At 71.2% G+C, this 25,668-nt stretch carries 16 protein-coding genes; 2 read left to right on the top strand and 14 right to left on the bottom strand.

Annotated elements, in window-relative coordinates; all coding sequences use genetic code 11:
* Positions 1-21: 21 nt before the first annotated feature.
* Together RAC81_RS16230 and RAC81_RS16225 are read right to left on the bottom strand one after the other, a co-directional pair.
* On the bottom strand, positions 22-4,359 hold the full coding sequence (locus tag RAC81_RS16230) for an FtsK/SpoIIIE domain-containing protein (RefSeq protein WP_375083320.1): 4,338 nt from the start codon (positions 4,357-4,359) through the stop codon (positions 22-24).
* A complete protein-coding gene (locus RAC81_RS16225) occupies positions 4,356-5,384 on the bottom strand; it encodes a hypothetical protein (RefSeq protein WP_375083319.1) in 1,029 nt (342 codons plus the stop codon). Before RAC81_RS16225 ends, RAC81_RS16230 begins: the two co-directional genes overlap by 4 nt.
* A 75-nt stretch (positions 5,385-5,459) precedes the next feature.
* Here RAC81_RS16225 and RAC81_RS16220 point away from each other — a divergent pair, with 75 nt between their 5' ends.
* Positions 5,460-6,119: a hypothetical protein gene (locus RAC81_RS16220; protein WP_375083318.1), complete on the top strand. Its 660-nt coding sequence runs from the start codon at positions 5,460-5,462 to the stop codon at positions 6,117-6,119.
* Positions 6,103-6,813, top strand: coding sequence for a hypothetical protein (locus RAC81_RS16215; protein ID WP_375083317.1), 711 nt, complete (start codon positions 6,103-6,105; stop codon positions 6,811-6,813). Before RAC81_RS16220 ends, RAC81_RS16215 begins: the two co-directional genes overlap by 17 nt.
* Positions 6,814-6,832: 19 nt before the next feature.
* Here RAC81_RS16215 and RAC81_RS16210 read toward each other — a convergent pair whose 3' ends face one another.
* The 12 genes from RAC81_RS16210 to RAC81_RS16155 all read right to left on the bottom strand — a co-directional run bounded on the left by RAC81_RS16210 (position 6,833) and on the right by RAC81_RS16155 (position 25,591).
* Positions 6,833-7,192: a hypothetical protein gene (locus tag RAC81_RS16210; RefSeq protein ID WP_375083316.1), complete on the bottom strand. Its 360-nt coding sequence runs from the start codon at positions 7,190-7,192 to the stop codon at positions 6,833-6,835.
* 10 nt (positions 7,193-7,202) lie between these two features.
* Positions 7,203-7,973: a hypothetical protein gene (locus tag RAC81_RS16205; protein ID WP_375083315.1), complete on the bottom strand. Its 771-nt coding sequence runs from the start codon at positions 7,971-7,973 to the stop codon at positions 7,203-7,205.
* 27 nt (positions 7,974-8,000) lie between these two features.
* Complete coding sequence (locus RAC81_RS16200; protein WP_375083314.1) at positions 8,001-8,720, bottom strand: hypothetical protein; 720 nt, start codon at positions 8,718-8,720, stop codon at positions 8,001-8,003.
* A gap of 5 nt (positions 8,721-8,725) precedes the next feature.
* On the bottom strand, positions 8,726-10,393 hold the full coding sequence (locus RAC81_RS16195; protein ID WP_375083313.1) for a serine/threonine-protein kinase: 1,668 nt from the start codon (positions 10,391-10,393) through the stop codon (positions 8,726-8,728).
* Positions 10,390-11,766: an FHA domain-containing protein gene (locus RAC81_RS16190; RefSeq protein WP_375083312.1), complete on the bottom strand. Its 1,377-nt coding sequence runs from the start codon at positions 11,764-11,766 to the stop codon at positions 10,390-10,392. Before RAC81_RS16190 ends, RAC81_RS16195 begins: the two co-directional genes overlap by 4 nt.
* Positions 11,766-12,578 carry a PP2C family protein-serine/threonine phosphatase gene (locus RAC81_RS16185; RefSeq protein WP_375083311.1) on the bottom strand — a complete coding sequence of 271 codons (813 nt, stop codon included), beginning with the start codon at positions 12,576-12,578 and terminating at the stop codon, positions 11,766-11,768. The genes RAC81_RS16190 and RAC81_RS16185 overlap by 1 nt, the downstream gene beginning before the upstream one ends.
* Positions 12,575-14,089 (bottom strand): RDD family protein, encoded by a 1,515-nt coding sequence (locus tag RAC81_RS16180; protein WP_375083310.1) that lies wholly within the window; start codon positions 14,087-14,089, stop codon positions 12,575-12,577. Before RAC81_RS16180 ends, RAC81_RS16185 begins: the two co-directional genes overlap by 4 nt.
* Positions 14,086-16,503: a transglutaminaseTgpA domain-containing protein gene (locus RAC81_RS16175; protein WP_375083309.1), complete on the bottom strand. Its 2,418-nt coding sequence runs from the start codon at positions 16,501-16,503 to the stop codon at positions 14,086-14,088. Before RAC81_RS16175 ends, RAC81_RS16180 begins: the two co-directional genes overlap by 4 nt.
* Positions 16,500-17,762, bottom strand: a complete 1,263-nt coding sequence (locus tag RAC81_RS16170; protein WP_375083308.1) for a DUF58 domain-containing protein — start codon at positions 17,760-17,762, stop codon at positions 16,500-16,502. The genes RAC81_RS16175 and RAC81_RS16170 overlap by 4 nt, the downstream gene beginning before the upstream one ends.
* Entirely contained in the window at positions 17,762-18,733 is a 972-nt protein-coding gene (locus RAC81_RS16165; protein ID WP_375083307.1) for an AAA family ATPase, read from the bottom strand. Before RAC81_RS16165 ends, RAC81_RS16170 begins: the two co-directional genes overlap by 1 nt.
* Before the next feature lie 60 nt (positions 18,734-18,793).
* Complete coding sequence (locus tag RAC81_RS16160) at positions 18,794-24,850, bottom strand: Ig-like domain-containing protein (RefSeq protein WP_375083306.1); 6,057 nt, start codon at positions 24,848-24,850, stop codon at positions 18,794-18,796.
* A gap of 159 nt (positions 24,851-25,009) precedes the next feature.
* Complete coding sequence (locus RAC81_RS16155) at positions 25,010-25,591, bottom strand: DNA-3-methyladenine glycosylase I (protein WP_375083305.1); 582 nt, start codon at positions 25,589-25,591, stop codon at positions 25,010-25,012.
* Positions 25,592-25,668: the final 77 nt, after the last annotated feature.

Raw genomic sequence — 25,668 nt, 5'->3', positions numbered from 1 at the left:
ATCTGCGACGCGAGCGCGCCGTCAGGCGGTCAGGTCGGGCACCTGCACCGGCATGTACGACCCGTCGCTGAAGAACACGCCGTTGCCGGGCGCCGCCCGCCCGATGTGGGTGCGCGCGAGCTGCACGCCGAACACCTGGGTTCCGACGATGGTCGAGGGGGGCGACAGCAGGATGCCGGTGCGTCCCTTCTTCGCCTCGGTGAGCGCCACGGTGAGCGAGGAGCCGGCCGACTCCGCGCCCACGCCGACGATGAAGCGCGCGTGGCCGCGGGCGCCGCCCAGTGCCCGATCGAGCGCCGTGTCCCTGATCGACTCGCTGTCGTCGACGACCACCGTGAGCGGCTGATCCGTCGGGGCGAGCGCCGCAGCGATCTCCTCCTCCGGCGTGCGCGGCGACAGCACCGTCACGCCGTGACTCTTCGCGACCTCGGCGAGGATCGAGCCCTCGCGGGCGACGATGACCATCGGCGTCTTGTGCCAGCCGAGCTGGTGTGCGAGCGCCGCGAGCGTGTGGGTCTTGCCGCTGCGGCGGTCGCCGGCCACGACGAACCCGCCGATCGACGGCCAGTCGATCGTGATGCGCGACAGCTGGTCGCCGCCCACGGCGACGACGGGCGTCTCGGCCGTCGACCCCGACAGCAGGGGCAGCGAGGGCACGACGCTGAGGCCGATGCGCGAGGGCAGCGGGTCGACGCGCATCGGCTGCGGGAGCTCCGCCAGCTGCGGGAACTGGCCGAAGTGTCCGCGCACGTACTCCACGATGCCGCGTGCGGCGGCGGTCTGCGCCTCGCCCCCGGCATCCGCCGACAGCACCGCGATCTGCGCCTCGGTGCCCTCCGAGCCGAAGAGCGCGCGGCCCGGCGGCATGTTCGGCGCGAGGTCGCGGATCATGATGCCCGCGCCCCGGTAGTCGTTGATGTCGCGCATCCGCAGCGCGTACTGCGTGTCGATGAACGTCGAGACCTTGTCGGACGAGATCGACCGGTCGGCCGTGAGGATGAGCCGCAGACCGACGGCCGGGCCCTCCCGCAGCAGGCGCATGACCTGATCGCGCACGAGCACCATGTCGTCGGCGCTCATCGATGCGCCGAGGCGCTCCCACCCGTCGATCACGACGATGTTGTACGGCAGGGCGTCGCGGGCGTCGACCTGGCGGCGCTGCTCGGCGATGCTGCCGACCCCGGCGCGTGCGAGGGTCGCCTGCCGTCGAGACAGATCCATGCCGAGCCGGTCGAGCAGCCGGGGCAGCCGGGCGGCGTCCTGCGGCGTGACGACGGCGCCGGTGTGCGGCGCATCGGCGAAGGGCAGCAGCGCCCCGGTGCCGTAGTCGACCGCGTAGATGTGCAGATCGGCCGGGGTGAAGCGCTGCACGGCCTGCGCGAGCAGGGTGCGCACCGCGGTCGTCCGACCCGACCGGCTGCCGCCGAAGAAGAGCAGGTGCGAGCCGGTGAGCACGTTCCACACGAGCGGGCGCTGGTTCTGCTTCGACGGCACGTCGACCAGGCCGAGCACGAGCCCGCCCTCGGGGGCCGAGGACTCGTCGAAGCGGTCGAGCGGCAGCAGGTCGGGCAGCGGCAGCAGCCAGGGCGACGGGCTGCGCTCGATGCCGAGGGCGGTGGCGGCCTGGTTGGCGAGCTGCACGAGGCCGCGCAGGTCGGTGTCGTCCTGGTCCGGTCGGTGCGCGGCGGTCTCGACCGCGGGGAACCTCGGCGGCAGGCCGACCGTCTGCCAGTCGTACCGCGCGGCGGGCGGCAGCACCCGGGTGGTGCGCTGGTGGCCGATGCGCAGCCCGGCGACGCGCGCCGTCTGGAACGGTGCGGGCGCAGCATCCAGTCCCGCTCGCACGTAGCCGCGGCCGGGTGTGGATGCCGAGATGAGCGCGGCGTCCGGCACGCCGATGATGTCGGTGGAGTCGGCGCGGTCGGTCACGCGCAGCGCGATGCGCAGGTTGATGTTCGACTGCATCTCCGGCGTGATGACACCCGAGGGGCGCTGCGTCGCGAGCACGAGGTTGACGCCCAGCGACCGGCCGACGCGGGCGATGCGCACGAGGCCGTTGATGAAGTCCGGCAGCTCGGTCTTCAGCTCGGCGAACTCGTCGACGACGATCATGAGGCGGGCGAGCCCCAGACGAGCGGCGGCCTCGGCATCCTTCTCCCACGCCGCATCCACGTCCTTCGCGCCGATGTCGTCGCGGAGCACGCGCTCTCGGCGCTTGAGCTCGGCGTCGAGCGAAGCGAGAGCGCGCTCGGTCTCGCGGGCATCGAGGTTCGTCACCATGCCGACCGTGTGCGGCAGGCGCGCGCAGTCGGCGAAGGCCGAGCCTCCCTTGTAGTCGATGAGCACGAAGTTCAGGGCGTCTGGCCGGTTCGCCAGCGCGAGCGAGATCACGAGCGCCTGCAGGAACTCGGACTTGCCCGAACCGGTCGTGCCCGCGACGAGCGCGTGCGGGCCGTCGGTCGCGATGTCGATCGCGTACTCCCCCTCAGCGCCCGCGCCGATCACCACGTACGACTGCCGCGGCACGACCTGCCACTGGTCGATGATCGGCTGCGGGTCGGCGAGGTCGATGCCGAGCAGCTCGGTGTAGCGCACGCTGTTCGGCACGGTCGCGTCGTCGCCCACGCCACGCACGTGCTCGATCGAGCACAGCGCCCGCGAGATCTCCTCGGCGTACGCGACGCTCACCTGATCGAACAGCACGGGCGAGTGATAGGCCTCGCCCGACTCCACACGGCCGAGCAGCGGGTCGCCCGGGTCAGCGACGACGACCGTGGTCGCCTCCTCGGGGAGGCGCGAGCGATCGGAGTCGATCGCGATCACGTGGATGCCGTACGCCGCGCCCTGCTCGAGGATCGTCACCATGCCGGGGAGCATGCGATAGCGGCGCGCGCCGTCGACCACGAGGACGATCTGCGACTCCGTGTCGAGTCGGCGGTCGCGCCCGATCCGCATGCGGATGTCGAGCAGCGTGCCGATCTCGCGGATGCGCTCGCGGCGGGTGAGGTCGGTGTTGCCGATGAGCGCGACCGGTCCGACGCCCGGCTGCGCGTGCGGCAGCCACTGCACCCACGACCAGGCGTGCTCCTGGTCGCGGTCGCACAGCACGACCACCTGCAGGTCGCGCGGCGAGCGCAGGGCCACGAGACCGGTGAGCATCGCGCGGGCCACGCCGCCGGTGACATCGGCTGGTCCTGCCACGCCGACCGGGCCGGAGGCGAGATCCACCGCGACCGGCGATGGCGATACGCCGACTCGTCGATCGCTGCGGCGCTCCTTCTGCGGACCTCCCTCGAACCGCACGTCGAGCGGCACGTCGGCGACGCCCACCCTGGCGCGCAGCGCGTCCTCCTCGCTGCGTCGACGCTCCCACAGCCGGGAGAGCGGGCGGGTCACGACGTCGCGGATGTACACGGGGTCGAGGTGGTGGTACCAGCTGGTGAGCCGCTGCTGACGCACATGCACGGCGATGCGCTTGCGCGCGTCGTCGATCTCCTCGATCCAGTCGGCCTCGCTGCGCTCGCCCTTGCGGCGGGCGAGCTTCTTGTTCGCGAAGAACGAGCCGATCACCATGACCGGCGAGGCGGCTGCCATGAGGAGCATGATCGGGCGCTGGAACACGAACGCCAGCGTGATGCCGAGCACGACGGGCACGATGGCCGACAGCCACGGGAGCGGCGAGGCATCCTGCTCCTCCGGCTTGTCGCCGGGCAGCGGGATCACCGGCGGCACCTGCGAGGGGCGGATGCGCGACGGACGGTTGAACGCACGGGCGCCGACCTCGTCGATCGTGATGTCGGCATCGGATGCCGGGGCCGCGCCGATGCGGATCACACTGCTGCCCAGCTGCACGAGGTCGGCGGGCACGATGTCGGCGGAGCGCTCTCCGCTCGACCCGTTCACGACCAGCTCGGCGTCGGAGGCGAGGAGTTCGATGCGCGCGGTCACGGGAAGCAGCGAGCCGTCTTCGGCCAGACCGCCGGAGACCGTGATCGACGCGTGCTCCTCGCCGAGATGCGGGTCGGCGACCCGGACGGCCGCGGTGGAGCCGCGTCCGATGATCGTCGCGACGCCCGGCGACACGGGCACGGATTCGCCGGCGAACGGACCGGCCACGAACTCCAGTCGCAGGGTGCCCGGGTCGAGCATCACCTGACGCCGGGAGGGCACCACCACACCGCTGCGGATGCCGGTGGCCGTGAAGGCCGAGGCGGGGTCGGTGCCGGGCGCGAGCTCGTCGACGGGGACGTCGAGCGACTCGCCGATCTCGGAGATCGTGGTCGCCTCGTCGATCTTCACGATCCACGACTCGGGCTGCGGCGCCCCTGGGCGGTCGGCGACGGTCAGCCGAAGGCTCATGATGCGGGTATCCCTTCCAGAAGCTGGGCCAGACCGGCGAGCGGCACGACGTCGTCCGCCTGCTGCTCGTCGACGGGGGCCGACACGAGCGACAGCGGCGCTTCACTCTCCCACGAGGGGGCGGCGAGCGCGATGTCATCCGCGTCCGGGTCGTCTGTGATGCTGCCCCAGGTGAAACGGCCGTCGTCGGCGACCACGCGGAACAGCAGCTGCGCGGGGCCGGCGCCGGTGCGCTCGACGCCGCCCTCGGCGGTGCAGCGGAGACCGATCGACTGCGGTGCGCTGCAGACGATCGCGGCGTCGCCGCCCCAGATCTGCTCGGCGACGGGGATCGCCGTCGCGTCGCCGACGACGTGCAGGCCGCCCATCACCGCATCCGGCGCGGCGATGACCGAGACGGTGAGCTCGATCGACACCGCCTGACCCGCATCGTCGGTCACGGTGAGCGGCACGACCGCGTCGCCGGGCGTCGTCGCCCGCAGCGCCAGGTGCGTGCTGCTGACGCCGGCCGAGACGCCGGCGGGCGGGTCGTCGACCCGTATGGTCGCGCCGCCGTCGTCGGTGCACACGGCGCACGTGATGGCGAGGGCGGACAGGGGAATGAGTGCCTGCTCCCCCACGGCGATCGGCAGGTCGAGACGGTCGCCGCCCACCTCGGGGGCGGGCGGCGGCTCCAGCCGCACGCGGTAGTCGACGGAGAGACGGGTGGCGCCGAAGACCTGCGGCACCGTGAGCGTCTGAGTGCCCAGATCGGTGTCGAAACCCGCGGACACGAGCTCCACCCTGTCCTCCGCGCACGTCACGGTGATGCCCTCGAGGACGCCGACGCCGGAGCAGTCGATGAGCCACCCCTCGCCGGGGCGGATCTCACTCACGTCCGAGTACGACACCTCGACCGCCCCTCCCGACTCCGGTGCGGACGCGGCGAGTGCGCTGGACGCGGCGAGAGGCGACCCGAGCAGCAGGGCACCGGCGAGGGCGGCGAGAGCGAGAGCTCCGCGCCGGCGTCGGTGCGTCGAGGTCATGGGACTCCAGGGTCGGCGACAGGCCATGACTAGGATAGACGCGCCCGACCACGACGGAGAATCTGCAGCACATCCATGAGCGACATCCCGCGCACGCGCCGCCAGCAGAACGCTGCTCCCGCCGCCGAGCGCCCGGCGAACGCCATGATCACCGCGGCCCCCGTGCCCTGGACGCCGGCGCGCACCGCGGCTCCGGCCGCGCTCGACGGCCAACTCGGCTGGGACACGCCCCGCCCGAGCATGCAGGTCGCCCCCGGCGCGATCCGCACCCTCGAGACCTCGGGCGACGTTCTCCCCGAGCTCGAAGAGGCACCCGAGAAGCAGCGGCCGCTGTGGCGGCATCCCGCGTTCCTCATCTCGGTCGGGACGACCCTACTCGCCCTCATCGCGTTCGTCGTCTTCGTCATCCTCGGCGGCCTGTCGGGCGGATCGGCGGCGACCGACCTGAAGCTCGAGGTGACCGACAACGTCGTCCGCGCCGACTGGTCGGGCCCGGACGTGCCGTACCAGGTGATCGTCGTCGACGGGCCGTCCGGACCCACGCTCGACGTGTCTCAGCTCGTGACCGGCACCGAGGCCTGGCTGCCGCGCGCGGCCGCCATCGTCGACGACGGGTCGTGCATCGTCGTCCGCCCGGCCTCCGGCAACGAGACCGCCGAGGTCAAGCTCGACAGAGAGACGCTCGACGCGCAGGGCGCGGTCTCGGGATGCGTCGCCGATGTCCCGGCCGAGTGACCGGCGGCTGATCGCCGTCCTGCTCGGTGCAGCGCTGCTGCTGACGGGATGCTCCGGCGCGGGGACGCCGGCCGACCCCGTGCCGTCGCCCACTCACATCGACCTCGACGCGTGGGACGAGGAGGCATCCGGGAACGGACTCGTGCTGCTGGATGCCGACGTGGCGCGAGCCACGGTCCTCTCCGCTGTGCGGGAAGCGGGGACGGCGACCATGACCGGCACCTATACGAACGGCGCCGGACGCGTCCTCGCCGTCGAGGTGCGCGGGTCGAGCGAGCAGACGGTCGCGGCGTTCACGGTGGGCGGCGCGACGACGACCGTCGTCGTCGCCGACGGCCAGGCGTACGTGAACCCCTCGGCGACGACCGCCGGCGATGGCCTCGAGGCCGGCGTCTTCGCGTGCGTCGCGACCGACGACGCCGCACTCACGCGCTGGGGTGCACTGCTGCATCCGCTGCAGACGATCGCGGAGTACAGCGCCGACGCGTCGAAGCTGGCCGCCCCGTCGGACGGCACGGTCGACCTCGTGCTCGGGGTCGACGGCACCCTGGGGGCGCTCCGCGTCAGCACCGAGGGGGCGGCCCTGCCTTCGACTCTCACGCGCGCCGATGCAGCCGGCGCGCTGCAGCTCGAGTTCTCCGGGTGGGGCGAGGACATCGAGCTGCCCGATCTCGGCGCGCCCGTCGGTTGCTGACCCGCGCTCGAACAGCCGCTCAGGCGAACTCGGACCCCTCCGGCACGGCCCAGCCCGGCAGTCCGGCGCACGCCGTCGCCAGCCGGTGCAGGCCGAACTGCGGGTGCGAGAAGGCCTCCCAGATGCCCGCCGTGCTCTTGGCCTGCGCGGCCTCGATCATCGCCGTGAGAGTCGCGGGCGCACCTGCTGCCCAGGCCACGTAGTCGTTGCCCTCCACACCGGCGGAGCCGAGCTCGGCGATGTCCCGCACATCCTCCGCCGCCGTGATGACGTCGGTGAACGTGTGCGGGAGACGCTCGTTGCACCCCACGACCGCGATCGTGAGCGCCGTCACCGGTCCGGTGAGCTGGTCGCAGCGGCTGGCTCGCAGGTCGGCCATGATGTTCCCCTCATCCCTGCCCTGCGGCCGCCGGAGACGTCTTCTCCGGGCCGAGCAGGGCGACTGTTCTCGTGTAGATCCTGGAGCGATCGGCCGTGACCTCGACCTCGACGCCCGCGCGGCGACCGGCGATGCAGATAGCCGCGAGCGAGGCGAGTACGTTCTCGGGTGCGACCATGGTGTCGAGCGGCAGGCGGATGCCGCCGTGGTGCTCGATCACCTCGAAGAGGGCGCGGAGGTCGTGCGGGGCTCCGTCGCGCAGGGCGCGCACGCCGCGCACGCCGAACACGAACTCGGACTGCACTCGGCCCGCTGAGCGTTCGATCGCGGCGGCGGGGCCGCGCAGCAGCGGCACCGTGGCGCCCCGGTCGTCGAAGCCGACTCCGCCGATGACCGCGCTCCACGGCAGATCCACGTGGCCGGCGATCCGCAGGCCCTCGGCACTGACCACGAGGTAGTCGTCACCGGCGCCACGGCCGATGCGCAGACGGCGATGCAGCAGCGCGAAGCGCAGCACCAGGATCGCGGCGGCCAGCATCTGGAGGGCCAGCAGCAGCACGGTCACCGGTCCGCCGAGATGCAGCAGGAGCACCGCGACGAAGGTCACGACCGCTGCGATCAGCACGACGACGCCCACCCCGATCACGGCGGCGTTCGCGCGCCGACGCGCACGCACTCGACGTCGGTCCAGCGGCACGGCGAACACCCGCCCGCTCGCGAAGAAGTCGCGCCACTCGTCTTCATGCCGGGGCGACAGCCCGAGGGCGCTCAGCTCGTTCACCGGCTCTCCTCCTCCGGGTGGCGGCTCTCAGGCATCCTCGTCCTCGCCCGAGGCGTGCGGGCGGTCCAGCTCGACGAGGTCCTCCTTGGTCACGAGGCGCGTGGCGATCGTGTACTCCACCAGACGCGCCCGTCGGTTGGTCGCGAAGGAGCGCTGTCCACCGCGCATGCCAGGCACGCCGATCCGGTCGAGCTTGTCGCACACGTTGTCGAGCTTGCGGTTGAAGCGCGTCACGGTCCACCCGAGCCGTGCGGCGGCTCTCGCCGAGGTGGGGATCTCGCTCATCCCCGTTCCGTCGCGGAGCAGCTGCGGTTCGGCGAGTGCGAGGATGAGCAGTCGCTGACTCTCGGTGAGCGGCACGTCTCCGATGGTCGAGTCGCCGCTCGTGACCTCGCGCTGCGTCGCGCGGAAGGCCGGCTGCGTGGCGTGCACGACGAGCTCGTAGGTCGTGGGGCCGGCGCTGAAGACCACGGTCGTCGCCTCGAACACGAGAGGCAGTCGTGCGCCCGGCGACAGCCACGCCTGCACCCCGCCGGCGCTGTCGGTGACGGATGCCGTGAGGCGCGAGCCGATGTTCGACAGCCACCACAGTCCGCCCACCTCGAAGATCTCGAGGAAGTGACGGTGCAGGAACAGGTTGTCGTCGATCGCCAGGTCGCCCTCGCGTCCGACCGTGAAACGACTGCCCGCCTCGATCGGGAAGTACTCCCCCGCGAACTCGACGGTGACCACACCGACGTCCGTCATGTCCGTCATTCCACGCACCCCCGTACCGGTTCCGACGCTCGACCGTCCTCCCTGCGCAGGGAGACGTCTATGCACACCTGCCCCGCGGCGGCGCCCGTGATCGTCGCCGTCGTCTCGGCCGTGGTCGACGGCGTGCCTGCTCCGCTGAGATCGACCGGCATCCAGATGAAGCTGTCGCCCTCGAGCGGATCCGTGTTGGTCCACGTGAACGTGACGCTGTCGCCCGAGCGCGTGCCGCTGAGATCGGAGACCTTGGGCACCACGTCCGAGACGATATCTTGCGGATCGACCTCGTCCTCCGTGGCGACGGGCTCCGGGGCGGGCATGTTCGCCACCAGGACGTTGAGTCCGACGATGGCGCCGACGACGACCACCACGCCTGCTGCGGCCGCGCCGATCCAGAGACCCCTGCGGCTGCGCGCCTGCTGCGGTGCTGCGGGCGCGGCGTCCGCCCGCTCAGCGTCCGTGGGCGGATCGAGGCGCGGGGGCTGCACGGACGAGGAGGCGGATGCCGTCGGCGCGGCGGATCCGCCCGCATGCGGCGACACCACGACCGGCCCGCGAGCGATCGTTCGGTCGTCGTCGTCGGTGGTGATCGGAGCCGGGGTGGGCGGACGCAGCTGCGTCGCCTCGTCGACCGGCTCGGGGCTGTCGAACCGCGGAACCTCCGGCGGCTCGAACGACGGACCCTTGGGCTGGGTCGCGGCCGACGGGCGTGTGAAGGCCGCGACATCGGGATCGATGCTGACGATCTCGCGGACCCGGGTGAGACCGTCGTTGTCGTCGTCGAGGTCTTCGGCGGGCGGGTGGTCGTCGACGATGTCGATCGGCGTCACGGAGTGCGACAGCTCGATCTGCACCTTCTGCAGCGCACGGGCGAACGCCACGGCGCTCGGGAAGCGGTCGTCGGGGTTCTTCGCCATCGACCGGTCGAGCAGCCGCTGCAGGCTGTCCGGCGAATCCGGGCGTCCGAGCGGAGGCAGCGCGGCGCGCTCGATGCGCTCGATGAGGTCGGCGCTGGAGTTGCGCTCCCCCGGCCGCTCGAACGGCGAGCGCCCGGCGAGCAGCGTGTACAGCGTGGCGCCGAGCGCCCAGACATCGGTGCGGGGCCCGCTCTGGGGCGGATCGGCGAAGGACTCGGGCGGGGACCACGGAATGGACATGCCCGACGCCTCGCCGGTGGCGCCGGTGGTCGACGCGATGCCGAAGTCGGTGAGCGCTGGACGGTTGTATTCGGTGACGAGGATGTTCGCCGGCTTGATGTCGCGGTGCAGCACCCCCGCACGGTGCGCGGTCTCGACGGCACCGGCGACCTGGACACCGACGCGGAGCGCTTCGGCGACCGAGAACGGCTCCTTGCGAGCACGGAGCTGCAGGTTCGGGCGCGGGCAGTACTCCATCACCAGATACGGCCGACCGTCGCCCGCGACGCCCGCCTGATAGATCGTGACGATCGCGGGATGCGTCGACAGCATGGCCATGACGTTGGCCTCGTCGGCGAACTCCTGCGCTGCGCCGGTGGCGAGCCGGTCGGCGAGCAGCACCTTCACGGCGACCCGCCGCCGCGGCATCTGCTGCTCGTAGAGGAACACGTCGGCGAACCCGCCCGTGCCGAGTGGCTCGACGTAGGTGAAGCCCGGGAGCTCGGGCGGCGGCGAGGGGCGACGACTCACGGGAGATCCTCGAAGGCGACTGTCACTCCGTCGCCGAGATCGATCACATCGCCCGAGAGCACGATCGTCTGCTCGCCCGGGTGCAGCCGCACCGGGTCGGAACCCGAACGGAGCAGAGTCGACCCGTTCGTCGTGTGCAGGTCGATCACGACGACCGTGTCGCCCTCGGGACGCACCTCGAGGTGGCTGCGCGAGATGTCCTGCTGCGGGCTCTCGACGGCGACGAGATGCGGCAGGCTCGCCCCGCTGGCGCGCGTGGACCGCGGACGGCGCCCGATGATGACGGTGCGGTCGAGTGTGACGATCTGGCCGGTCGAGACGCGGATCCGGCCGGTACTGCCGACCACGGGGAGAGCGACGGTCGGCGCCTCCGGCGAGACCGGCGCGGCGTCCTGGCGCATGGCGCGTGCCTCGGCTGCCGAGATCGTCGCCCCGTCGTGGTCGCCGGTGATCGCCGGGTCGACCGGGCCATCGGCGACGGGGGCTGGGTCGAGCGGCGCCGCGTCGTCGGCGGCGGGCCGGTGGATCGTCTGGCCGAAGAGCAGGTCGAACTCGTCGATCTCCTCGGTCGAGTTCACGTCCTCGGGCAGCAGAGTGTCGGTGAGGTCGGGCTCGGGCTGGTTCTCCGGCTCGGGCCGGGGCTCGGGCTCGGGCTGGGGCTCCGGCTCGGGCTCGGGCTGGGGCTCCGGCTGGGCTGGAGGCGCCGGGACGGGCGCGAGCGCCGGCGTCAGCACGGGCGCGGCGCCGGCGAGGCCCGCCAGTCCGCCCAGGCTCGCACCGACGGAGGCCGGATCCCCGGCGGAGACGGAATCGGATGCCGCAGCGGCGGGCGCCGCGTCAGCCGACTCCGACGCGGTCGCCGCCGGAGCGGCAGGCGCCGCGGCAGCCGCACCGTGCGCGGTGTCGGAGACGCCCCACGCCTCGGCCGACGACCCGGCGGGGTCGATGTCGAGCGACGCCGCGCGCACGACACCGCCGAGGATCGGCAGGTCTGCGGCATCCGCGCCGGCATCCCCCGCCCTCACCGTCGCCCGGGAGACGCCGCGGACGAAGCGCTCGCTCCACGTCGACACTTCCGCGCCGCTGATCCGCACGCTGCCGTCCGCGGCCTCGACGGTCACCTCGGGGGTGCCGCGCACGGCGATGCGCGCGTCGTCGCCGTCGAGCACCACAGCGGCGAAATCGGGGAGCGACGACAATGAGCCGCCCGAGCGCGACGAGAGCAGGTCGACGAGTCCGCCGAGCTCGCGGATGCCGTCGAAGCGGTCCCAGGCCTCGGCGACGAGAGCGGGGTCGACCGAGCCGGGAAGCACGAGCACGGCTCCATCGCGGATCAGCGCGTTCCAGGTTCCCGGGCGGTAGTTCACACGCATCAGCGCACTCCTCCTGCGGCTTCGCGCGGACGTGTGTCCGCGATGTCCGGTTCATCGGTCTCGACGAGCGTTCCCGGTCGGGACGCCACGGCGATCGCATCGATCACGACGACGGTCACGTTGTCGCGTCCTCCCGCGTGCACGGCGCTCGACACGAGGATGTCGGCGGCGCGCTGCGGGTCGACCTCGGCCATGAGGATCTCGCGGATGGCTCCGTCGCTGAGTTCCGACGAGAGTCCGTCGGAGCAGATCAGCAGGCGGTCGCCGAGCTCGGCGGGGAACAGCCAGTAGTCGACCTCGCCGTCGCTGCCCGCGCCGATCGCGCGGGTGATGATGTTGCGTCGCCGGTCGGTCTGCGCGTCCTCTGGGCGCAGCTCGCCCGATTCGATGAGCTCCTGCACCACCGAGTGATCGACGCTCACCTGCTCGAGGTCACCGTCCTCGAGGCGGTACACCCGGGAGTCGCCGATGTTGAGCACGAGCCAGTAGCCCATGCCGTCGACGTTCGCGATGACGACACCGCTCAGCGTCGTGCCCGCCCGGCCGTTGCTCGTCGTGGAGAGCGACTCGACCGCGGTCCGCGCGACCGCCACGGCGTCGCGCACGTCGTCGAGTGCGAGTGCCTCACGACCGATGTGACGGGCGAACTCCGCGATCACTGCTGCGCTCGCGCGCTCGCCCGCCTCATGCCCGCCCATGCCGTCGGCGACGAGGAACACGGGCGAGTTCGCGAGGAAGGAGTCCTCGTTGAGAGTGCGCCGGAGCCCCGTGTGCGTCGCCGCACCGGTCGACACCGCCAGAGGGATGGTCACGCGTATCCGCCGATCGTCACGATGCGGTCGCCGATCTCCAGCGCGTCTCCCAGGCGGACGGGCACCCTCTGACCCGCCGGGCACGCCATGCGCTGTCCGTCTCGCACGAGGGTCATGCCGTTCGTGGAGAAGCGGTCGAGCACCCATCCCCCTGAGGTGGACGAGGCGGCCTCGAAGTGCGTCTTCGACAGCGACAGCGTCTCGTCGCGCACCGGCACGATGACCGCGCCCTCCTCCTGCTCGGGATTGCGCCCGAAGACGGTGCGGCGCGACACGGTGACCCTGGTCCCGTCGTCCCACGTGAACACGAGACGGTGGCCGGGGATGCTGATGCGCGTCTCCTCCAGGTCGTCCTCGTCGCTCTCCGGCTCGGCGGTCGCCGCGGGCGCAGCCGGGAACGCCGGAGCGGCCGGGAAGGCAGGGGCCGCAGGGAAGGCGGGCGCGGCGGGGAAAGCGGGAGCGGCCGGGAGAGAGGTTGCCGCGGGCGCGTCGGCATCCGACACGGGCGCCGCCGGCGCCGCGGGCCGGTGCGGCGGGGCGTCGAGGGTGATTCCGGGCACGAAGGCGATCACGCCCTCGTCGGCGGCGGCGGGAGCCGCCGGTGCCGAAGGGGCGGCGGTCGCCGGGAGTTCCGGTTCCGGCGCCGCATCGGAGGGCGCCGCAGGGGCGGAGGCCTCGACGGCGACCGGGGCGGGCAGAGGCGGTACCGGCGGGACGGCGGGCGATGCTGATGGGCCCTGCTCGGGTGCATACTCCTGCGGGGGCGCGTACTGCGGTGTTTGCGGTGTCGAGTACTGCGGTGCCGCGTGCTGCGGTGCCGCGTGCTGCGGTGTCGAGTACTGCGGTGCCACGTGCTGCGGTGCCGCGTGCTGCGGGGTCTGCGGGGCCGCGTAACTCTGCGGAGCCGACGGCGGAGCCGGGATACCGGGAATCGCCGGTGCGCCGACAGCAGCCGCCGGCGCGTACGCCTGAGGCGGGGCTGCGGGCGCCACGGGTCCGACCGGTGCGCCGGGCTCCGGCGAGGCGGACGTCGCACGCGTGTGCGGCGGCAGAGCCGAGCCTTCGCCTCGAGCATCCAGCATCAGCGACTTCGCCACCTTGTCGTGCCACCCCTGGAATCGGCCCGACCCGTCGAACAGCGGCGTGAAGTATCCGACCACGATGCCGGCGGCGAGTCCGAAGATGACGTTGCGCAGCAGGGTGCGTCCGAAGCCGAGAGCCGAGCCGTCTTCGGAGGCGAGTCGAAGGCCCTGAGCCCGCATGCCGATCGAGCCGTTCCCGGCCTGCATGAAGGTGTAGAACACGAACCAGCCGAGCATCACCAGACCGACGAGCGGCCCGCCGATGAGCAGGATGCCGATCGAGGCCTCGAGCGATCCCGACAGCGAGGACGCGAGCGTCAGGATGCCGAACAGGACCACGGCGATACCGCCGGCGATCAGCGCGTCGATCAGATAGGCGATCGCGCGCCGGGAGATCGGGGCGATGCCGCCGGACGGGGGCTGCGTCATGGTGTCTCGCTCTCGGGTGAGGTGGAGGTCGTCGGACGAGGGCTCTTCTCGATCGTGCCAGGTTCGCGGCGGACGCGCGCGGCCGCCGCCTCTTTCAGGTTCTGCAGACCGGCCGACACGGCGCTGCCGTCGAGGAGCGACCGCAGGCTCAGCCGCGCCTTCATGCGCTTCCAGAATCCGGCCTCCTTGCCGAGACCGCCGACGATCGTGTCGACCTCGGTCCAGAACGCGTCGACGTCCTCGGCGGTCGGCTCGGTCGGGCCGAACACCTCGGCGTCCGCCCGGCGGGCCAGCGTCGTGACCTGCGGGAGCGTGAGAGTCGCGGCCACCGTCGCGGCCTCCTCCGACCGGGTTCCGCCCGGCGGGATCCGCGCGCCGTAGTCGACCGCTCTGTCGGTGAGCTCGTCCCATCCGCCGCTGATGCGGTCGGAGGTCCGGGCGGCGGAGCGCCGAGAGCGACGCTTCGCCGCCTTCCACGCGCCGATCACGATGAACGGTGAGGCGAGCAGCGCGAGGATCGACAGCGAGATGCCGCCGATCACGAGGATCGTGCCGATGATGCCGAGGATGTTGAGCGTCTCGTCGTCGCCCTTGCGGTCGTCGGGCAGCGTCGGCGGCAGGTCGACCGGCTCCTGCGGCGGGGGCGGCGGCTGCAGCACCTGCGGCTTCGGGTCGACCTTCGGCTTCGTGTTCTGGTCGTTGGGGACCTTGTCCTCGGGCGGCGTCGGGTTGAACGTGAGCCAACCGAGGCCCTCGAAGTTCACCTCGACCCACGCGTGAACGTTGTCGCCGGTCGCCTCGAAGACCGCCTCCCCGGCTTTCTCCTCGTCGGGGTAGAAGCCCATGACGACGCGCGCGGGGATGCCGACCTCGCGCGCGAGCAGCGCCATCGCCACCGAGTACTGCTCGTCGTCGCCGATCATCTGGTCGCCGCCGATGAGCGTCGTGATGCGCTCGGCGGTGTGTCCGGCCCGCGACAGCACCTCGCCTTCGAGACCGTGGCTGAAGAAGCCGCCGTCGGCGAAGAACGTCTCGAGCGCCCGCACCTGCTCGATGGGCGACTCGGCCCCCGACACCGTCTCGGCGGCGAGCGACGTCAGCTCCTCCGGCACGTTGCTCTGCTTCGGCAGCGGCACGGTGCCGAAGCCGACGTCGGCGAGCTGCGTGTCGTCGAACTCGTTCGGGATCACGGTGTCGACCGTGTAGCTGTCGCCCTCCGCGAGCTTCGACGTCGCGACGGCCGTGCCGGTCGCGGTGTTGTAGTAGGTCGAACGGCGCAGCTCGTCGGCGCGCGCGCCCGAGAAGTCGATCTGCGACACCTGTCCGGCGTCGGGCACCCATACCCCGCGGTATTCGTCGATCTCGACCTGCAGCGTCACGGGGATGCCGTCGGCATCCGGCGACATGTTCGCGCGGATCGGTGTGAACGCGCTCGACGAGTCGGCGCCGCCGTCGGTGACGTTGTAGACCATGCCGTCGTACTGGTCCATGACCGCGATGCGCATGCGGGCGCCCTTCGGCAGACCGTTCACGCTGAAGAGCGTGTCGCCGGCCTCGTCGCGCACGTTCTTGCGGAACGCCTGCAGCGGGCTCGGGTAGTCGCGGATGTTGAAGGGCGGGATGATCACGTCGCGGAACACGTGCCGCGGCTGCACCGGGGCGGCGATCGCACTCGTCGCGACACCAGCGCCCCCGGCGACGGCAAGCACGGCCACCCCCGCGAGCAGACGGCGCAGCCGCATGTGCGCGGCCCGCGACGGATCGACCTCGCTCACCGAGACGGCGGCGTTCTGCGGCGCCCACAGCTGACGGAGCGCGAGCCATGCCGTCGCGAGCACGGCGAACACGAGACCCTGCACCACGGGGAAGGCCGGCTCAGGGGTGCCGAGCGCGATCACCAGCATGAGCATGACGCCGGCGGGCAGCAGCGCCCACGCCACGTGCGGCAGTCGCAGTGCGAACGACGCCGTCAGCACCGTGATGACGAGGGTCAGCAGGAACGGCACGAGGAAGTGCCCGTCGGTCCCCGACACCGGGGCGACCGTGGTGAGCAGCTGCTTCCAGGCTGTGACGGTGCCGACCGCGAGCTTCTCCAGGGTCTCCAATGACGGGATGACGCCGAGGATGGCCGTGTGCGGCAGAGCGAGCGCGCCGCCGAAGACGAAGTAGACGGCGACCGTGAGGCCGGCGACGATGAGGATGCCCCAGCGCTGCCACGCCGCGACGGCGGCGATCGCGAGGCCGAGGAGCAGCGCGCCGATCGCTGCAGGGAGGTACGACGGTCCGGCGAACGTGGGCCAGAAGCCGACGATCGACACCGCGATCAGCAGCGCTGAGGCGGCGAGGTCCAGGATCCAGCGGCGCACCGGCATCCCGGCGAAGTCCTTCGCGAGCGCGGTCGACACGGCGGTCATGCGAGTACCTTCTGCAGGGCGAGGGGCACCTGTTCGAGAGCGCCGATCGTCACGACATCGGCCTCGCCGATGCGCCGGAGCGCCGGTGCGGCCACGCTGCGGTCGGCGACGACGGCGAGCACCTTCGCGCCGAAGGGCAGGCGGGCGCACGCGACGCGCAGGTCGTCGGTGTCGACCCTCGAGCCGCACACCAGCACGACGACGCTCGCGAGCGGCATGGTGCGCGACACGACGCCGGCGAGCTGGTCGATGCCGCCGTCTCGGGGTTTGGAGTACTCGACCCCCGACAGCGAGTCGAGCAGCTGCTTGCCCGTGCCGGCGGGGAGCTCGCGACCCTGCACGCGCACGTCGACGCGCTGCGAATCGCGGATCGCGCGGAGTCCGATCGATCCGGCGGCCGAGATGGCGAGCTCGAAGTCGTCGTCCGTGGCGTAGTCGCCGGCCGAGCGCGAGAGGCCGATGACGAAGTGCGAGCGGCGCGTCTCCTCGTACTGGCGGACCATCATCGTGCCGGTGCGGGCGGTCGAGCGCCAGTGCACGTGGCGCAGGTCGTCGCCTGGCTGGTACTCGAGCAGGGCGTGGAACGACACGTCGTCGCGCGAGAGGTCTGCCGCGGGAAGGCCCTCCAGGTCGCGGAGGTAGCCGAGCGACTGGCCGTCGAAGAGCACGGTGCGCGGATGAACGTACAGGTCGACGGGCTCGTCGCGACGGTGCGCGCGCTCGAACAGCCCGAGCGGATCGCCGCGCACGACGCTCACCGGGCCGACCTTCACGACAGCGCGCTTCTGCGTGGGGATCGCGAAGAGTTCCTCGGCCTCCTCGCCGGGGGCGAGACGCTGGATGCCGAACTCGCCGCGCCCCGAGCCGACGGGCAGCACGACGCGGGAGGGCAGGATCGCCCTCGCGCCGCGGTTCGCGAGGGTGAGGGCGCCGACCGCGCGCTCGCCGACGACGACGCGGGTGCGCGCGAGATCGAGCGAGACGTCGTAGGCGGTGCGGCCGATGAGGAACAGCGCGCACAGGACGACCGTGATGGCGATCACCACGGCGGCGACGGTGAACTCCGCCCAGCCCGCGATCTGCCCGAGGATCCAGAACCCGACCGCGAGCGCGATCAGCACCCACGCCAGCGGACGGATCGCTCCGGCGATGAGACGGAGGCGCCTCAGAATGCGCGCACCGACGACCGCCGCGACGTCGCGCCAGCCGGCGTCGCGGTCGATCGGCGCGGTCGCAGCCGGAAGGGCCTCCGTCGTCATCAGGCCGCCGCTCGGGCCTGCGGTGCCGCGACAGCGTCGAGGACGCGCGCGATCACGGTGTCGCTGGAGGTTCCGGCGAACTCCGCCTCGGCATCCAGCAGCAGGCGGTGCTGCCACACGGGGCGTGCGAGTGCCTTGATGTCGTCGGGGAGCACGAAGTGCCGGCCCTGCGACGCGGCCCACACCTTCGCGATGCGGATCATGGCGATCGCACCTCGCACCGAGACGCCGAGGCGGATCGCCGGGTCTTCTCTGGTCGCCTCCGCGATCTCGGCGACGTAGCGCAGCACGGCGGGCTCGACGTGCACGGAGGCGCCGAGGTCGGCCATGTCGGCGACGGCGCTCGTCGTGATGATGGCCGAAAGCCCGGCCGACGGATTGCGGTCGGAGGCACCCGCGAGGATGCTCTCGGTCACCGAGATGTCGGGGTATCCGATCGACGTCTTGATGAGGAACCGGTCGAGCTGCGCCTCGGGGAGCTTGTAGGTTCCCGCCTGCTCGATGGGGTTCTGCGTCGCGATCACGAGGAACGGGCGCCCGGTCTCGTGCGTGACGCCGTCGACCGTGACCCGCGACTCCTCCATGACCTCGAGGAGGGCGGACTGCGTCTTCGGCGAGGCGCGGTTGATCTCGTCGGCGAGCACGATCGACGCGAAGATCGGGCCCTTGTGGAACTCGAACCGGTGCTGCTGCTGGTCGTAGATCGTGACGCCGGTGACGTCGGAGGGGAGCAGGTCGGGCGTGAACTGGATGCGGGTGCTGGTGCCCTGCACGGTCGCGGCGAGCGCCTTCGCGAGGCTGGTCTTGCCCGTGCCCGGTGCGTCTTCGAGCAGCACGTGGCCCTCGGCGAGCATCGACGCGAGCACGAGGCTGACGATCTCGCGCTTGCCCTGCACGGCCCGGTCCACGTTGTCGACGAGGCGCTGGAAGGTGCCCTGGAACCAGGCGGCCTGTTCGGGGGTCATGGTCATGAGTGTGTGGGTTCCTCGTTCTGTGAAGGGTCGTGCGGCGCGACGCGGGGGCGAGTCGCGCTAATACCAGTTGATCGCGTCGGCGTAGCGGTTCAGCTCGACGATGTAGACGCGGATCGAGCGGCCGGGGTTTCCGTAGAAGCATCCGAGCTGCACGGTGCCGTTCTCGGGCACGGACCGCACGGAGTTGCCGAACTGGCCCCCGTCGTCGCACCTCAGGGTGTAGGTACCGGGACTCCGGAAGTTCTGCACCGTGAGGGTGACGTATGCGCACGAGGAGTGCGTGCACTCGCCCGGCCAGTTGCCGGACGCGCCCTTGCCGGTCTTGAGGACCTCGGCCGGACGATCGTTCGTGCGCGCGGAGGCTGAGGCCTCCGGCGACCATTGCCCCTCGGAGTCCTGTGCTCGCACCTTGATGCTGTGCGTCTGCTCGTACCCGTTGCCGACGGTCGTCGATCCCGTCATGCCGACGCCCTGCCAGCCGCCGCCGTCGACGCTGATCTGCACGACCTTGATGTCGCGACCGTTGTTGGATCCGTTCGCGTTCCAGGACAGCCTGACCGACTGTCCCAGGTTGTCCGCCCCGGCCTGGGGAGGTTTGGGCTGCCCGAAGGGCACGACCCTCGCCACATTCGACGCGGCACCCGCATAGGTCGTCCCGTCGACGGTCGAGACCGCGCGAATCTGCAGGTTGTACGTCGTGCCGTTCGACAGTCCGCCGATCGAGTTGCCGTTCAGCGTCTGCCAGCTGCCGCCGCCGTTGAAGGTGTACTGGTAGCTGAGCTCGCTCGACTTGGCGCCGTTCCTGGCGCCCTCGTTGTACGAGATGTTGACGATCGACCGGTCGGCCGCCTGGCCGCTCAAGCTCGTCGGCGCGCCCGGCGCGTTGACACCGCGGCGGGGCGCCGAGAGCTCGGACCACTCTCCCCAGCCGGCCTTGTTCTGCGCGCGGATGCGGTAGGTGTACGGCGTCTCGGACGTCGGGACCTTGACGGCCTGCGAGGTCGCCCCCGCGCCGGGAGTGAGCGTGTTGACCTTCGACGACCCGTTCCACACCTCGAGCTGGTAGCTCGCGATCGCGTCACCGTTCGAGTTCGGCGCACTCCAGTTGACCTGCATCTGCGCCTCGGTGCCGACCGACGCGAGCTGCGTCGTCGTCGGGGCGCCCGGGGCGAGCGGCGGTCCCGCCGGAACCTCGGATGCCGACCAGTTGCTCCAGCTCGACGGATCCGGCGCCTTGTTGTGCGCCTGCACCCGCACCTGGTAGTTGCCGCCGTTCTCGAGGCCCTCCCAGGTGAGCGAGTTGCCGGTGACCTGCTTCTGCGCGACGCCCGAGGGCGGGGCGGGCGAGATCTCGAGCGTGTAGCTCTCGACCGGCGAACCGGGGGTGGAGGGGGTCGTCCAGCTGACGGCGAGCGACTTGTCGCCGAACTTCAGCGTGGGCGGGTTCGGGGTGTCGGGGCGCGCGTCGGGGCGGGCGACGGCCGACGTGCCGGAGGGCTTGCCCTCACCGACGCGGTTGGTCGCGGTGACCTGGAACGTGTACTCGACGTTGTTGGTGAGTCCGTCGAGCGTGCACGTGGTCGAGCGGCACTCCTTCGAGTAGGCGCCGCCGCTCACCGACTTCACCGTGTACTTGGTGATCTCGGCGCCGTTGTTCGACGGAGCACCGTACGACACGACGACCGTGCGGTCCTGCACGCTCGTGACGATCGGCGCGCCGGGAGCCTCGGGCACGCCCTGCACGGTCACCACGACCTGGCCGTTGACCTCGCGGTCGGGGTCCTCGGTCGCATCCTGGATCCGGTAGCGCACGACGAGCGTGCCGACGAAGGTCGCCGCGGGCGTGACCGTGAGCTGATCGCCCTTCTGCGAGACGCTGCCCATTCCGGCTTCGACCACGGCCGAGACGACCTTGAGCGGCGTCTCCGGGAACGGATTGAAGTCGTTCGCGAGCACGTCCACCGTGACCGGTTTGCCCTGGTCGGCCTCCGACACCGTGTCGGTGTTGGCTGCGGGCATGGCCCGCGTGGATGCCGCGACGAGCACCGTGACGGTGCCCTCGACCGGTTCGGTCTGTCCGTCGGTCACACGCACCTTGAGCGTGAGCGCGGTGCCCTTCTTGGCGCTCGACGAGGCCTCGACGAGCAGCTGCGTACCGTCGACCCTGGCCGAGACGCCCTTGCCATCGCCGCCGGCGAAGGTGTACTTGTGCTTGCCCTCGTCCTCGGGGTCGGGGTCGGTGGTGAGCGCGGCGAGGTCGAGTGCCGTCGCGTCCTCGCCGGGTGCGACCTGCATCTGGCTGTTCACGAAGACGGGTTGCTGGTTGTCAGGAGGCAGCACGTCGATCGGGATGGTGAGCGTGGCCTTGCGCCCCTCGGGGTCGTCGGGGCCGTCGCCGTCCGTGACCTCGAACGTGATCGCGTCGGGGCCGAAGTAGCCGGCGGCCGACGTGTAGACCAGCGAGGTCTCGTCCTTGACGAGGTCGGAGCCGTCGGCGTGCACGGCGGTCACCTTGGCGTGCTCGGTGATGCGGGCCGTGCCTCCACCCGCGACCGTGACGTACTCGGAGAGCGGCAGTGCCTTCGTCTCACCGCTGATCACCTCGACGGGCTTCGTGAGGTCGACCATGGGCCGCAACCCCGACTCGGCGGGAACGAAGATGAAGGCGGAGGCCTCGAGGCCGTCTCGGTCGGTGAGCGTGTAGCGGATGAGCTGCTGCTCCTCCTGCACCGTCACCCGCACGAGGCCGTTGTCGAGCTGCGTCGCACCGGCGCCGAGCGTGACGTCGAGTGCGTCGGTCGTGCCGTCGGGGTCCTCGTCGTTCTTGAGGATGTCCACCTCGGCCGTGAGGCTGTCGTCCTTGAGGTCCTCGGGCCGCACGCGGTCGTCGCGGGCGACGGGAGCTTGCAGCGGCACGTCCTCGTCGACCGTGATCTGCAGCACGGCCGAGGCGGTCGCGCCGCGGGAATCACGGATCGTGTACTGCAGCGACGTCTCGAGCGAGCGGTTCGGCGCCTGCACGAGCACGCGGTCGCCGGACACCCGCGCGGACAGGCCGTCGATCTTCGGGACCTCGAGGCCGCCGTTCTTCTCGCTGACGAGGGTGATCTTGTCGCCCTCGGGGTCGGAGTCGTTCGCCAGCACCGGCACGGCGATCTCGCGGCCGGGGCGCACGACGACGGCATCCTTCACCGCGTACGGAGACTGGTTGACATCTTCGGCAGGGGCGATGCCGACGCGGATGGTGGCCACGCCCTCCTTGCCGAGGCGATCGCGCACGCGGTACTTGAAGGTGTCGACACCGGTCGAGTCGTCGAAGGCCTCGTAGGTGAAGTAGTTCGCTCCCGTCTCGACGATGCGGCCCTTGGCAGGGCTCGACGTGATGTCGAGCAGCTCGACGGAGTCGCCGTCTGCGTCGATGCCGTCGAGCGGCACCGCGATGCTGACCTCGGTGCCTGCGAGCGCGCGCGACACGATGTCCTGAGGACGGGGAGCCGCGTTGGTCTCCTCGTCGATCGGCAGGACCTGGATGGTCACGAGCGCGGCGGCCTTCTGCTGTCGCGAGTCGACGGCCTCGTACGTGAGATAGACGGTCTTGGCCTCCGGCCCCGCCTTGAACCGCACGGCGTCCTGCGAGACGAACGCCTCACCGTCCTCGGGCTCGGGCGACTCGATCAGCTCGGGCGAGACGTGCATGACGTCGTCGTTCGGGTGGGTGTCGTTGTCGAGCACCGGGATGGTGACGACGTCGCCCGCCCGCACGGTCGCGGTGTCGGGATTGGCGACCGGCTGCAGGATCTCGTCGGGGGCCGGGATCGGGATGACGACGACTTCACCCTCCGCGGACTTCGAGCCGTTGGAGATGCGGTACTTGACGCGCACCTGATCGGTCAGCGCGCCCTGGTCGGTGATGCGCAGCGTCTCGTGGTTGATGACGGACACCGAGATGCCGGAGCTCGGCTCGACCGACACGGACTGCACGACGAGGATTCCCCCGGCAGGATCCATGTCGTTCGCGAGCACGCCGACGAGCACGTCGCCGCCGCTCGGGAGGAGGGCGACGTCGCGCACCGCGATCGGCGGCAGATCGTTGTCGCTCTCGTCCTGCACGTCGACGCGGACGAGTCCCTGCGCGTTCTTCGGGCCGGCGGTCGCGAGGTACTGCACGTAATAGGTGCCAGGGGCCTCGGCCGAGAACGTGAAGGTCTTGTTGGGGTAGTCGGGCAGGATCGTCGCGCCCGGCGACTCGTCGACGCGGCCGAGTCGCAGCGGCTCTCGTCCCGAGCTCGTGTCGTTGGCGAGCGGGGCGACCGTGACCTGCTCGCCGACGCGGGTGACGACGTGGTCGGCGTTCGTCTTGGGGTCGGTGGATCCCTCGGGGCGCACGTCGAGCGAGATCGTGCCGACGTAGGTCTCGCCGAATCCGTCAGCGACCGTGACCTGGACTTCCTTGCGACCCTGGAGGCTCGCGGTGGCCTTATAGGTGATCTGGCCGTCGGTCGTGAAGTCGACCTCGTCGCCGGGAGCCGGTTCGACGCCCTTGAGGTAGATGTCGTCGCCGTCGGGGTCGATGAAGTCGGGAAGGATGTTGTAGGACACCGTCCCCCCGGACTCGACGACCAGGGAGGTCTTGCGCTTCGGGGCCGGGGCGGAGTTCTGGTCCCAGGGGTGCACCGTGAGCGTGACGTTCGCGGTGTCCTTTCCGTTGCGGCCGTCGTTGGCCTCGTAGACGAAGGTCGTCGACCCCGTCGCCTCCTCATCGACGGCGATCTGCAGCGACCCGCCGTTCTGCACGGGTTGGACGGTTCCGAGCGACGGCTGTGCTTCGGCGAGCGTTGCGACGAGCACGTCGCCGTCGGGGTCGTTGTCGTTGTCGAGCACCGGGAGGAGGGTGGTGGCGCCGGGGCGGACGCCGAAGTCGTCGTCTTCCGCGACCGGAGGCGAGTTCTCCTCCTTGCGGTCGGGGAGGGTCGTCTCGACCGTCTCCTCCGTGGTGTTGTCCTCGTCCTGCGTCTCCCCCTCGGGCGGGGTGAGGTCGTTCCAGTTGTCGACGCGCTGCAGCGACTCGTTCGCCATCCAGGCGGCACCGCCGACGGCGTCGTTGAGGATGATGACGTCGCGATTCACGCGGAACGTGAGGGTCTTCGACTGCTCGGCGCCTTCGATGCGCTCGTTGACGTCGTTGCCGTCGCCCGGGCACTCGCGTAGGAAACGCGCCGAACCCGCCCATGCGGCGTACGTGCAGCCGCGCAGCGAGACGGGGGCGGCGGGCGTGCCGGTGCCTCCGACGTCGGTCACGACGGGCTCGCTGCCGTCGAGGGGGACGCTGACGAGGGCGGACTTCGTGGCGAGAGCGACGGAGGTCGTCTCGGCGGAAGCTGGCTGCAGCACGGCGTCCGCGACGTCGGCGACCTCGGTGCGGAAGCCTCCCGGCGTGGTGACGACGCCTGCGGCCGGGTCGAGCACGACGGGAGTGCGGCCGACGGCGGTGATGTGCGGTGCGCCGGACTCGTCGAACTCGCCGACGGATGCCGTGGACGGCTCGAGCGCTTCCCCTTCGTTGTCGACGGGGATGGTGACGACCTCGCCGCGGTCGGCGGACAGGCCGAAGACGGTGCCGTCCTCGGCGACGGCGACATCGGCGTTGGCTCCGAGTTTGGCGGCGGGCTCGGCGCCGTCCATCTTGAACGTGGGAATCCCCTTCACAGGGACGACGAACAGATTGCCGGACTTCTTGTCGAGGATCGCGGTGGTCTGGTGGCCGAGCGCGACCTTGGACGACGAGGGGATCCTGGCGGAGTCGCCGAGGGAGACGCGAGCGGGGTCGACGGCCGTGACGGTTGCGGCGCTCTCGTCGACGACGAGGATGGTGGTCTCATCCTGCAGGATGTCGAAGTTCTCGCCGGTCGTGCGGAGTCCGCCGTCGAGCACGGTGGACTCGTGGTTGAAGTGGCCGACGAGCAGGCTGGAGGCCTTGGTGATCCAGACGCCACCGTCGTTGAGGTCGACCTTCGTGGTCGGGAAGCCCTGGTAGTTGATCGCCATCGTGGTCAGGGCGATCACGCCCACTGTCACTCCGGCGGCGGACGCCAGTGTCTTCGGTCGTGACCGCATCCACGACAACGCCTTCATACCCGGTTCCCCCCAGGGTCTCGCTGAACAAGACTCTCCCTATCGCGCACCTGGCCGGGCACGATACACCCGATCATCCTAACCGGCCGGAATACCGCGCACGATGGGGAGAATTGTCCAGGCGGAACGCGCCCTACGGACTCAGCGCAGGTCGGCGGCGCGCCAGCATCCCTCGATGTGGTCGTCGACCATGCCCGCTGACTGCATGAGCGCGTACATCGTGGTGGCTCCGACGAAGCGGAACCCGCGGCGCCGGAGCTCCTTGCTGAGGGCGGTGGATTCGGGTGTGACGGCGGGGACGTCGGCGAAGCTCGCCGGGCGGACGCCGGTGGCAGCAGGGGCGAACGACCACATGAGCTCGTCGAGCTCGCCCTCGGCCATCGTTCGGACGATGCGGGCGTTGCCGATGGTCGCCTCGATCTTGGCCCGGTTGCGGATGATGCCCGCGTCGCCCATGAGGCGCTCGACGTCGGTCTCGTCGAACGCCGCGACTGCGTCGGGGTCGAATCCGGCGAACACCTCCCGGAAGCGCGGACGCTTGCGGAGGATAGTGATCCACGACAGGCCTGCCTGGAACCCCTCGAGCGCCATCTTCTCGAACAGCGCCCGGTTGCCGTGCAGCGGGGTGCCCCACTCCTCGTCGTGATAGCGGCGGTACTCGGCGTCGTCTCCGACCCAGGCGCAGCGCGCACGATCGTCAGGACCGATGAGGATGGAAGGCATGGGTCGACCGTATCGCCCGCCACGGACATGTCTCGTGCACCCTTAGCGCAATGCCTGCGCATCATGCAGACCTGGCC

Source organism: Microbacterium sp. CR_7 (assembly GCF_041954755.1).
GTDB lineage: Bacteria > Actinomycetota > Actinomycetes > Actinomycetales > Microbacteriaceae > Microbacterium.
This window is presented reverse-complemented; position numbering and strand designations above follow the sequence as displayed.